Source organism: Streptomyces sp. SAJ15 (genome assembly GCF_007595705.1).
In the GTDB taxonomy this organism is placed as follows: Bacteria; Actinomycetota; Actinomycetes; order Streptomycetales; family Streptomycetaceae; genus Streptomyces.
The window spans coordinates 42,471-51,881 of sequence record NZ_NISY01000024.1 but is presented as its reverse complement, the minus strand read 5'-3'; the positions used below and the strand labels follow the sequence as shown (position 1 = coordinate 51,881).

Annotated in this window: 9 protein-coding genes and 1 pseudogene; 3 read left to right on the top strand and 7 right to left on the bottom strand. The window is 67.9% G+C overall.

Going from position 1 to position 9,411, the window contains the following annotated elements; genetic code table 11:
- Nucleotides 1-127: 127 nt before the first annotated feature.
- The 3 genes and pseudogenes from CD790_RS35085 to CD790_RS33365 all read right to left on the bottom strand — a co-directional run bounded on the left by CD790_RS35085 (nucleotide 128) and on the right by CD790_RS33365 (nucleotide 1,770).
- Nucleotides 128-286 (bottom strand): hypothetical protein, encoded by a 159-nt coding sequence (locus CD790_RS35085; protein WP_186319387.1) that lies wholly within the window; start codon nucleotides 284-286, stop codon nucleotides 128-130.
- A gap of 77 nt (nucleotides 287-363) precedes the next feature.
- A pseudogene (locus CD790_RS33370) lies at nucleotides 364-969 on the bottom strand (DUF6192 family protein); the annotation flags it as partial.
- Nucleotides 970-1,119: 150 nt separating this feature from the next.
- Nucleotides 1,120-1,770: a TetR/AcrR family transcriptional regulator gene (locus CD790_RS33365; protein WP_144387134.1), complete on the bottom strand. Its 651-nt coding sequence runs from the start codon at nucleotides 1,768-1,770 to the stop codon at nucleotides 1,120-1,122.
- 97 nt (nucleotides 1,771-1,867) lie between these two features.
- On the opposite strand from CD790_RS33365, the gene CD790_RS33360 reads away from it, so the two are divergent.
- A complete protein-coding gene (locus CD790_RS33360) occupies nucleotides 1,868-2,242 on the top strand; it encodes a DoxX family protein (protein WP_144387133.1) in 375 nt (124 codons plus the stop codon).
- 281 nt (nucleotides 2,243-2,523) lie between these two features.
- Nucleotides 2,524-2,775 (top strand): hypothetical protein, encoded by a 252-nt coding sequence (locus CD790_RS33350; RefSeq protein WP_144387132.1) that lies wholly within the window; start codon nucleotides 2,524-2,526, stop codon nucleotides 2,773-2,775.
- 608 nt (nucleotides 2,776-3,383) lie between these two features.
- Here the strand turns inward: CD790_RS33350 and CD790_RS33345 are convergent.
- From CD790_RS33345 to CD790_RS33330, 4 genes are all read right to left on the bottom strand, one after another.
- The gene (locus CD790_RS33345) at nucleotides 3,384-4,868 is read right to left on the bottom strand and encodes a UvrD-helicase domain-containing protein (protein ID WP_260868090.1); all 1,485 of its coding nucleotides are present in this window, start codon (nucleotides 4,866-4,868) and stop codon (nucleotides 3,384-3,386) included.
- A gap of 177 nt (nucleotides 4,869-5,045) precedes the next feature.
- On the bottom strand, nucleotides 5,046-5,447 hold the full coding sequence (locus tag CD790_RS33340) for a DUF6009 family protein (protein WP_144387130.1): 402 nt from the start codon (nucleotides 5,445-5,447) through the stop codon (nucleotides 5,046-5,048).
- Nucleotides 5,444-6,958 carry a phage/plasmid primase, P4 family gene (locus CD790_RS33335; protein WP_144387129.1) on the bottom strand — a complete coding sequence of 505 codons (1,515 nt, stop codon included), beginning with the start codon at nucleotides 6,956-6,958 and terminating at the stop codon, nucleotides 5,444-5,446. The genes CD790_RS33340 and CD790_RS33335 overlap by 4 nt, the downstream gene beginning before the upstream one ends.
- Nucleotides 6,955-8,070 carry a bifunctional DNA primase/polymerase gene (locus tag CD790_RS33330; RefSeq protein ID WP_144387128.1) on the bottom strand — a complete coding sequence of 372 codons (1,116 nt, stop codon included), beginning with the start codon at nucleotides 8,068-8,070 and terminating at the stop codon, nucleotides 6,955-6,957. Before CD790_RS33330 ends, CD790_RS33335 begins: the two co-directional genes overlap by 4 nt.
- Nucleotides 8,071-8,808: 738 nt before the next feature.
- Between CD790_RS33330 and CD790_RS33325 the strand changes: the two genes are divergently transcribed.
- Entirely contained in the window at nucleotides 8,809-9,330 is a 522-nt protein-coding gene (locus CD790_RS33325; RefSeq protein WP_144387127.1) for a hypothetical protein, read from the top strand.
- Nucleotides 9,331-9,411: the final 81 nt, after the last annotated feature.

Sequence of the window (9,411 nt, the reverse complement as noted above, 5' to 3'; positions counted from 1 at the left end):
CGCCACGTGGTCGTACGGCGGGGAGAAGGTCGCCGGGCTCCCCCACATCGTGTGGCACCGGATCGGCACCCACGACATCCTCACCGGCCCATGACGCCGCACCCCGCCGGGAGCAGCGGGATGGCGGTCAGCCGCTGGCGGGCTCGGCGCCCGCACCGAAGGGCGGGACGTCCGTGACCGCGACGTCCAGACGGAGCCGGGCGAAGCGCACCGGGTGTCTCCACGAACCGCGCTCCTGCGCCGTGTCCACCGTGATCTCGGCGACCAGCTCCGGGTCGACGAGCACGACGTCGAGCGGGGTGCGCGACCCCCACGAGGTGGTGAACCGGACGCCCTGCCACGGGTGCCGGGGCCCTGCTGGTGTCAGCCGCTCGGCCAGGTCGCGCGCCGCGTCCGGCCGAAGCGGCGTACTGCGGCCCACCGGCCGGAGCGCCCCGGCCTCGTCGAGGCGGCCCAGCCGGTCACCAGGTCCAGGAACTCCACCGTGCGGTCAATGCGCCTCTCGGCCAGCGCGACCGGGCCCATGCGCTCGAAGTCCTCGCGGGCCTGACGGTGGCGCTCGTTCTGGGCGCCATTGACCTGGAAGCGGGCCATGTCGTCGCTCATTGCCCTGAAGGCGACGTCCGGCCGCCGCAGCAGGCCGGTGACCGCTGTGCTCGCCACCGCCTCATCGCGGGTGAACTCCTCCACCACCCGGACCTTCTCGCTCTCGGGCACCCGTGCCGCGACCGTGGGCCGCTTCAGGAAGTCCGAGGTCACCGCGGCGGCCACTTCCTCGCCCCAGGCCAGGGAGTGGATCCCGGTGATCTTCTCCTGCGGCGTCTCCGGGTGCTCGACCTGGCGCCCGACCAGCCGGTTGGCCTCGTCGACCGTCCACCGGCTCTTCCCCGCAGGCAGTTTCTTGATCGCGGCGAACCGCTCTTCCTCGTCAGGAATGCTGCCCAGGACCCGGTGAACGGTGAAGGACACCGCCTACTGAAGGCCGGCCGGAGAATAGACAGTCAGGGCCGGCCGAGGGCCGCTGGCCTCCGGCCCCGGCCGGACGCCGCCCCCGCAGGCGGCGAACAGGGCCTGCGCGCGCAGCACGGGACCGCCCGGCCGGGGCGTAACGGTCTTCGATCAGCGACGCGGGCGTGCTGCGAGCATCGCGTCGTGAAGTTCCTCGGGGCCGGGAACGGGCGGCAGCGGCGACGTGGGCCCGTCGGGGCGGCAGGAGTCGAGCAGCAGGGAGACCAGGCGCTGCCAGGCGCCGGGGGCGGCGTGGCGGGTGGAGGACAGCACGCCGGTGTTGGCCATCAGGAACAGGATGACGTCGCTGCTGGTGATCTCGGGGCGCAGGCGGTGCTGCTGCTGCGCGCGCCGGATCAGGGCGTCAAGAGCTTCTATGGCGCGGGAACGTGGTTCTTCCATCGCCGGTGAGTCGGGGAAGCAGGCTGTGAAGGCCTCGGTGACGGCGCGGTCGGCGGCCTGCATGGCGCAGATGCGCTCGACGAAGCCCTTGAAGCCTTCCCAGGGGTCGGGGGTGTGCATCGCCTCCTCGGCGAGGCGGGCCAGATCGGTCATGCGGTCGGCCAGCACCGCTTCGATCAGAGCTTCCCGCTCGGGGAAACGCCGGTAGAGCGTGGCGATGTTGACCTCCGCCTTTCGCGCGACGTCCTCCAGGGGCGCACTCAGCCCGCGCTCGGCGAACACCGTGCGAGCAGCCGCCATGATGCGTTGCCGGTTGTCTTCGGCGTCCCTGCGCAGCCTTCGGCTCTGCTCGGATCCCATGGCCTGAATCCTACAAGTGAAGGTACTCCTGCGGTTCTGGTAGCTTGAGCCTCACACCAAACCGCAGGGTCCCCTTCACTTATGGAATGAGTGTGCCGTGCCCGTCGTCCTGTGGGTCGCCCAGGCCCTCCTCGCCGTACTGTTCACCGCCGCCGGCGGGATGAAGCTGCTCATGTCCCCGGATGACATGGTCCCGCTCATGCCGTGGGTCGTGGACTTCCGTCCCGAGACGATCAAAGCGATCGGAGTACTGGAGGTACTTGGTGCGGTGGGACTGATCCTTCCCCGCGCCACGAACATCGCCCCGATACTCACCCCGGTCGCCGCGGCGGGCCTTGCCTGCGTCATGGCCGGCGGCGCGGTCGTGCATGTCACCCGAGGTGAATATCCCCACAGCATCGGCAACATCACCGTGTTCGCGGTGGCTCTGTTGACCGCCTGGGGAGCACTTCGCTCCCTCTCCTGGCGATGATCCCTCGGTAGCCTGTGGGGCCCAGCGATCGCGGATCCGGCCGGAAGAGATGGTTGAGGTCGGCCACGACGTGCCCTTGGAAGGGGCCGCGCACCAAGCGGCCGATGGCGTCGACATCCTCGGGCGGAACCTGGAGATCGCCGCCACCTGTGATCGAGAGGACCGGAGCCGCGATCCGGGCGAGCGCAGGCGCCGGGTCGTGGGCGACGAAGTCACAGGTCCACCGCGCGTTGACACGCTGTCCCTGAAGACGCATCTCGGCCGGGCTGCTCTTCCCCAGCATGAGCCCGCAGGCCAGCCCCGGCGTCCTGGACGAACCCCGTGCCCTGAGTGAAGGCGACTTCTTCACCGCGGGGACCGAGGACCGGTACCCCGACATCTTCGGCCTCACCCCCACCACCACGACCAACATCGACCCTCTCGCCGAATACCTCGCCGCCGTACCCCACCTGACCATGCCCCTCAGCCACGACACCGACGCCAACACGGCACTGGTGGCGAAGATCGCCGACGAGATCGTCGCCGGTCGCTGAGCCAAGACCCGGACGTGCGCACGCGGGGAACCTGCGCAAGTCGCGCAACTCGCCGCCGATCTGCCCGGATTTGCGGCACCTGGTCCACGTAGACGCCCCGCCCAGCCCCTTGCTGGCCGGGGCGTCGAAGCGTGAAGCTCCCCGCGCGCGTGTAGGACGATTCAACGAAGCGTTCTTTTTGCTGGTCAGCAGGCTGCGGAGCGATCTAGGTCAGGTGTGGACCGAAGACGATCAGAGTTCACACCAGCTGTCCGGCCGATGCTGCCGCCACCGGGCCCCCAACGGCGGTGGACACCAGCCCAGACGCCGACTGTGCGGGCCAACGGGGTCAGCGCTGGGCACGGCCGGGCCGCGGCGGCGCTGGCGTTGCCGATCCTGGTCGGGACGGTGAAACGACATCGGCACGCGCAGGCCCGGGCGTAGCGGCGGCGCTTGCTGCGCTCGCTGGGGCTGGCTGCACGGGCGCAGCGCCGTGTGCTCGGACTGCAGCCCGTTAACCGCGAGGACCGTCTCCGGGCCGGACTCGCACGACCGGCCGGCAGCACTTCACCCCCTCGCCCTCACCCCGTCTCGCAGCCTGGTGCGGATCAGCGTGCGCAGCAGGGCGTTCAGTCGCTTTCGGCAATCAGTTTAGTTTGAGCTTCCAAGGCTTGGGGGTGTGACTTGAACCATCCCAGGCCGCCGACGTCGAGGCGGTGGCGAGCTCGGGTGATAGCCACATAGGCCAGGCGTGCCTCGCCGACAGCAATCGGGCCTGGGCGGCCCAGCACGTCGGGCTCGGGTTCTGCGAAGTCCTCGCCAATCCGTACAGAGGACCACTCGCGGCCCTTTGCCTTGTGGATGGTAGAGACCGTTACGTCGCATGCGTTCTCGGCACCGAGGCGGTCGACGGCTTCCAGGACTGCTTCGGCGCCGAGGTCGTCGACGAGATCGACCCAGGGCAGGAGGTCTGCGCCTGCTGGGTCGTTCTCGGCGTAGTCCTGGAGCTCGCCCCAGGACTTGAACAGGAACAGCTCCGGGTGACGGGTGCCTTTCCCTGATTTGAGGTCGCGGGCGGCCACAGCCAACTTTCGCAGCGTTTCTCCGCCGCCAGCCATGGCGACGTGCTTGCCTTTGTCCATCTGGTGGAGGACCTCGGCCATGGCTCCGCCATTGGTTCGGCACAGGATGGCTTCTGGGCTGTCGGTCGGTGCGACTCGGGTCTGCGTTGCCCGGTGGCCGGTGAGCCGCAGTGGGGAGCGGGTAAGAGTCAGCCACTGGTTTGCTTCGGCGGCGAGGGCGGGCCCGAACCGAAAGGACTGCGACAGAGTCAGATGGGTGCCCTCGAAGCCGGCCATGATGTCACGGGCGCCGCGCCATGCGTAGATCTGCTGGGCGGAATCGCCGACGAGGACGAGCTGGGCGTGGTCACGTTGCAGCTTGAGGACATACTCAAGGGCTGGATTGGTGTCCTGGGCCTCGTCGAGGAGGATGTAGTCGCCCCGAATGTAGGGGTCGGTGAGCTGCCACACCTTCAGGTAGTGGTCGTGCTCGACTCGTAGCTTTTCGCCGTTGGGGCGCTGCAGGTCGTCCCATGCGCGTTGCGCGTAGGGCACCACCGCGCTGGCCAGGACCCGGTGGGTCTGGGGGTCTTCCGCGCCGCGCTGCTTGGGGACGTGGTGCTCGGACAGCTCTCGGTCGGCCGACTGGCAGTACCGGAGCACTGTCTCCTTGACGATGTAGGCAAGGTTGCCGGTCGTGAATGTGTACTGACCAATGGTCAGGCTGGCCCTCAGTCCAAGGAGCTCTGCGGTCTTCCATGCTGGAGTGCGGGCGCCACCGAAGCGGTGCCGGTAGCGATAGCCAACGGCTCCGTAGGCCAGCCCGTGGCCGGTGCTGCACTTCACGGTTTGCGGAAAGCGCCGGGCGGCCTGCTCTTTGACAGCTCGGTTGAAGGCGACGTATACGCCAAGGCGCTGAGTGTCAGATGCAGCCAGCATTTCGAGAGTCGAGGTCTTGCCGGTGCCAGCGCCCGCCTGCACAACAAGGTCGGTACCGGTGGCGAACGCGTCGACTGCGGCTGCCTGCTCCACGGTCGGTTCCAGAGTGGTCAACTGCGTCTCTCCTCGCTGCGATGGGAAAGCGGCGTCTTGCCGCAACCACGGCATGGGCCGGGGTTGCGGCGAGCGTTGCAGCGACCACTGACAATGGCTGATCAGAAAATCGCACAGCGGCACTGTTGTGCGAAGCGGGCGTCACTGGCGCCCCTTAGCGCTGGCAGGAGCAGGCAGTCAGAGCGGGAGCGTTATGCCCAGTTCGCGCATTGCGGTGGAGGGCGGCCCTCCCTCGGACCGTTCGGTCTTGCTGCCCTTGACTCCAGGATTCAGGGTGCGCGGGTCAACAGCTTCAGCAGGGGCGCCGGTGGCGTACAGACCTTCTGGGTCGCTGTCGCGGTCGTGGGGCAGTAGCCAGAAGACGCGGCGGCGGAAGGTTCCGGAGGAACGGGAGGGCTTGGCGGCAGGGCCGAGGAGGGCGTAGCCGATCATGCGGCCGTCGCGGTGGTAGGCGGGTTTGCTGCGGCGTGTGGGCAGCCGGTCCAGGCTCTGGCGTACGTAGTCGAGGTTCGAGGTGTCCTCAAGCCAGACGAGTTCGGTCTCGTGGCTGATCTCGTCTTCGGTGATCAGGGAGCTCATGCCCTCTCCTCGTCGGCGAGCAGTCCGATGCCCGGGTAGTACTTGCGCGAGTTGGACAGGATCATCTCCTTGGGCGAGGCGAGGCCGGCCAGCTCGCGGGCTCGTTGGGCGAAGGCGCGGGATGAGATGGCGGTGGCTCCTTCATTTTGACACCAGGTCTTGTAGGCGGCGTAGAGGCTGGCCTGCTCGACTCGCTGGTCGGGGTCACGGGTGCAGCATTCGTCGAAGAAGCGACCTGTGTGGTCTTCGGTCTCTGCATAGGCGGTGGTGGCGATACGGACGCGCTCAGGGCCGGTGAGGTCTTTGCTGCCGGCGAGGTACCGGCGCGCGCCGTCGATGAGCCAGGTGAGGATGCCGGGGCCTTCCTCGGTGACGAGGATGTCGGCCAGGTTGTCGATCTTGCGGTCGTCGGGGACGACGCGTTCGAAGGGGATCAGGCGCATGCGGCGCCAGAAGGCGAACCCGCCGGTGCCCACCTCTGGGCGGTGGTTGCCCAGGAGCCACAACTTGTGGGTGGGTTCGAAGCTGAAGAAGTCCTGCCGCATCCGGCGGGCCTTGATCCGGTCGCCACCGGTGAGGAGCTTGACGCGGGCCTCGTCGAACTTGTCGCCGGGCTTGACCTCGGAACAGACGATGACGCGCCGGCCGTGGAGCTCGGCCAGGTCGGTGGGATGGCCTTCGTACGGGCGAGCCATGAGGAAACCGGGCGGGGCGGCATCAGCGTAGTCGCCCAGCAGCTTCATCAGCACGTCCAGGAGGACGGACTTGCCGTTCTTTCCCGCGCCGAAGAGAAAAGGCATGACCTGGGCACCGACGTCGCCGGTGGCGGAGTAGCCGAGCAGTAGCTGCAGGAAGCTGACCATTTCCTGGCCCTCGGCGTCGTCGCCAAAGGTGTCCGCCAGGAAGCGGTGCCACCTCGGGGTGGGGAGCCGCTGGGGGCCGACGGTGGTGGAGCGGGAGTGGAAGTCCTTGTTCGGGTCGGGGACCTTAAGAAGGCCGGTGTGCAGGTCGACGATGCCGTCAGGAGTGCACAGGGCGTAGGGGTCGGCGTCCAGGCGGGCGGCGTTGAGGACCATGCCGGGCGCGGATCTGGCCTGGGTGAGCATGGCGTTAATGCCGGAGGTCGACAGGGCTCGGCGGCGGTGCTGCTGGAGAGCTTGAGTGGTGTAGAGGCCGCGGGGGTCGGTGGGGGCGATGCTTTCGGCGAGGTCGCCGGCGGCCCACAGGACGGTGTCGTCTTCGTCGATCTGCCAGCGGGTGCCGTCCCAGCGGTACCAGCCCAGGCCGGGGACGTGGCGGTAGTCGTTAGCGTAGAGCTTGACGAAGAGCTTGGCGTTGCCGCGGTCGGTGAGGGTGTCCGGCAGCAGCCCGGCCGCGGTGGCCTGTCCGCTGGTGGTGGGGGCCGTGGCCTGCGCAGGCAGGGGTGTGGTGGGCGGCTGGGCGAGGATCGCTTCCGCGACGGCCTGCGGGTTGAACTCGAACAGGACGTTGTCGTTGCCGGGGGTCGTCACGTGCGGCTCCCGGGGTGCAGGGGTCGCTGTGTGCCCGCGGCGAGGCCGCTGCGGATGATCTGCTCGGCTCGCCGTTCCTGCCCCGGGCGGGCGGCTGCCGCAGCGGCGCGCAGGAGACTTTCCGCTTCGCTACGCGGCAGCAGGCTGGCGGCGACGAGTCCGCCGAGGGTGTAGGCAGCACGGTTGAGGGTGCTCGAGAAGCCGGCACCCTCGCTGATCCGTCCACAGTCGGTCACACCCTCCAGGACTGAGTTGATAGTCCGTCGCACGTGGGTGTTATCGCCGCCAGCTGCGATGACGGCCTGCGCGGCCCTGGGCGGGACCGGGCGCGGCGTGGGGACGGCCGGTGCTTGGAGGTGACCGGTGCGCTGAAGGTCGTGAGCGAGCCACCCCGGAAGAAGAGCGGGTTCCGTCGCGCCAGGCAGGGCGGTGTAGGTACCGGCCCTGGTGATGGTGCCGGGGGCAATGATGTAGCCACCGTGGGCGCGCACGTCGACCTGCCAGGCCAGGGCGCGACCAGCGCTGGAGCCGGCGGAGCACAGCCAGCGGCGGGGCTGGTCAGTTCGGTACCAGATGTGCAGGCCTCCGGAGGGAGTGCGTACGCGAAGGGTGCTGGTGTCCTCGGCTGGGCTGGGCTGCTGGCGCAGAGCGGCGAGCACGGCCAGGGTGTGGAAGCCCGTGGACAGGCCGGTCAGGTTGATGTGGTCACCGATCGGGATACCGGGCAGGATCCGATCGCGACCGGGCAACGCGGCACGGTGGGCATCAATATCGATGACAATCAGTTCGGCCGGGCCGCACGCGACTCCGACGCCAAGCGCGGGGTGGGTGCCCCACCAGGCGTTGATGCGTGCGGTGTCGAGCGTGGCGGCGTGGAACCCGTGGCACCAGCGACCTGCCGGCAGGCAGGAGCATCCAGCTGCCGTGTGGCCAGGCTGGCGGCAGGTGTCGCAGTTGGCGGCGGGCGTCTTGCGACCAGGGGCGAGCGGGTGGACGGGCCAGCCCCGGCTCGCACACCACAGGGCGGTCGTCAGCGACTGAGCGCCAGCGACTGAAGACTGCATCGGACGCTGGGCTGAGTCGCTGGCGGGAAACCGCAGCTCAGCGGGCATGTGACTCCTTCTCCAGCGACCGAAGCGACTCAACGACGGACACAGACTAGCGAAGCGGTTGTGGGGTGGTGTGGACTTGGGTGCTGTACGCGGGTTCCGTGTCAACGATGCGACTGGCGAGACAGGCGAAGTCAGCGACTGGCGTACGTAGTCAGCGACTCACAGCTCTTCAGTCGCTGCTCTGTGGTGCTTGGGAAAGATGCAGGTCACAGGGGTGAGGTCGCTCGATCAGCGACTGAAGCGACTGAAGGTTTCTATATATGACGCACGCGCACGCACGGAAATGTCTTCATATACGGATCCCTCGGTCGCTTCAGTCGCTACTGCACCCAGAAGAAGTCTTTGACCTGCACGTTTGTGGAAACTCGGCCAGTGACTGAGCCCCCAGCTAGTCGCTGGCGTTCAGTCGCTGATGTCGCCAGAGGGCTACTCAAGCGACCCAAGCGACTCTGACTGAGGCAAAGCTGTCCCAGCTGCGCTTCGGTCGGGCCAGCCGTCGCAGGTGAGACAGGGCGAGGGCGGCCGCGAGACGGTTCTCGAGGTCCTCGCCGATCGCTCACAGATGCGCGCCGAGGCTCGCACGGACGACGCTGGCTTGACGACCTGGCGGAGGCACTGCGGGATGGACCAGTCGTTCAGCCGCGTTTGTGGATGGGCCAGCACCTCTGATGGAGGCTGCACTGGGGTTCTTGCCGGTGCGCTCTTCTGCTGACTCCATCGACTCGTTACGGTCAGCGCATGACCAGTGACGGCGTAGTAGTGGGCGAGGCGGTCCGCGCGGCGTGGGACTCGTACCGGATCTTAGAAAGGCGCACATCCGAGAAGGAGTGTCGGCAGGCGCAGCAGCGTGTGCAAGCGGTGATGGACACCTACGGGCGGGACGAAGTGTCCCGAGGCATGGTCTTCCTGGTTGGCGTGTTGACCTCGCACATCATCGGCCAGCAGGACAGCCGGGAGGAGGGGTCTCTTGATCCGTTGAGCGATCTGATCCCGGCCGTGATTCGTAAGCTCCCCTCGTTTGAAACTGCCGACCCAGCTCAGGTACCGATGGTCGCTGGTGTTCTCATGGCCGCAGTCATGGGTATGGATACGGTGGCGTGGCGCGACCAGTTTGGGACAATCCCGCCAAAAGAGGCCATGGTGCACACCTACGCACTGTGGCTGCTCGCCGACCTCTTCGACTCCTTGGTTGAACGGCCCGGTGCCACTGACCGGCTCATGCGGGAGGCCTTCACGTTGATGGCCGACGAACCCGGCTGATACAGCGGATCGACGAGCTCCTGGGGCAGCTCCGCGACTTCGACCAGATGGTCCCTGGCGAGTCCGTGCAGCGTCAGCGTA

Bases quoted from the DNA above. Each gene is read 5' to 3' on its own strand.
- CD790_RS33330 (WP_144387128.1), bottom strand. From the start codon at position 8,070: ATGCCCGCTGAGCTGCGGTTTCCCGCCAGCGACTCAGCCCAGCGTCCG.
- CD790_RS33350 (WP_144387132.1), top strand. From the start codon at position 2,524: ATGAGCCCGCAGGCCAGCCCCGGCGTCCTGGACGAACCCCGTGCCCTG.
- CD790_RS33365 (WP_144387134.1), bottom strand. From the start codon at position 1,770: ATGGGATCCGAGCAGAGCCGAAGGCTGCGCAGGGACGCCGAAGACAAC.
- CD790_RS33340 (WP_144387130.1), bottom strand. From the start codon at position 5,447: ATGAGCTCCCTGATCACCGAAGACGAGATCAGCCACGAGACCGAACTC.
- CD790_RS33325 (WP_144387127.1), top strand. From the start codon at position 8,809: ATGACCAGTGACGGCGTAGTAGTGGGCGAGGCGGTCCGCGCGGCGTGG.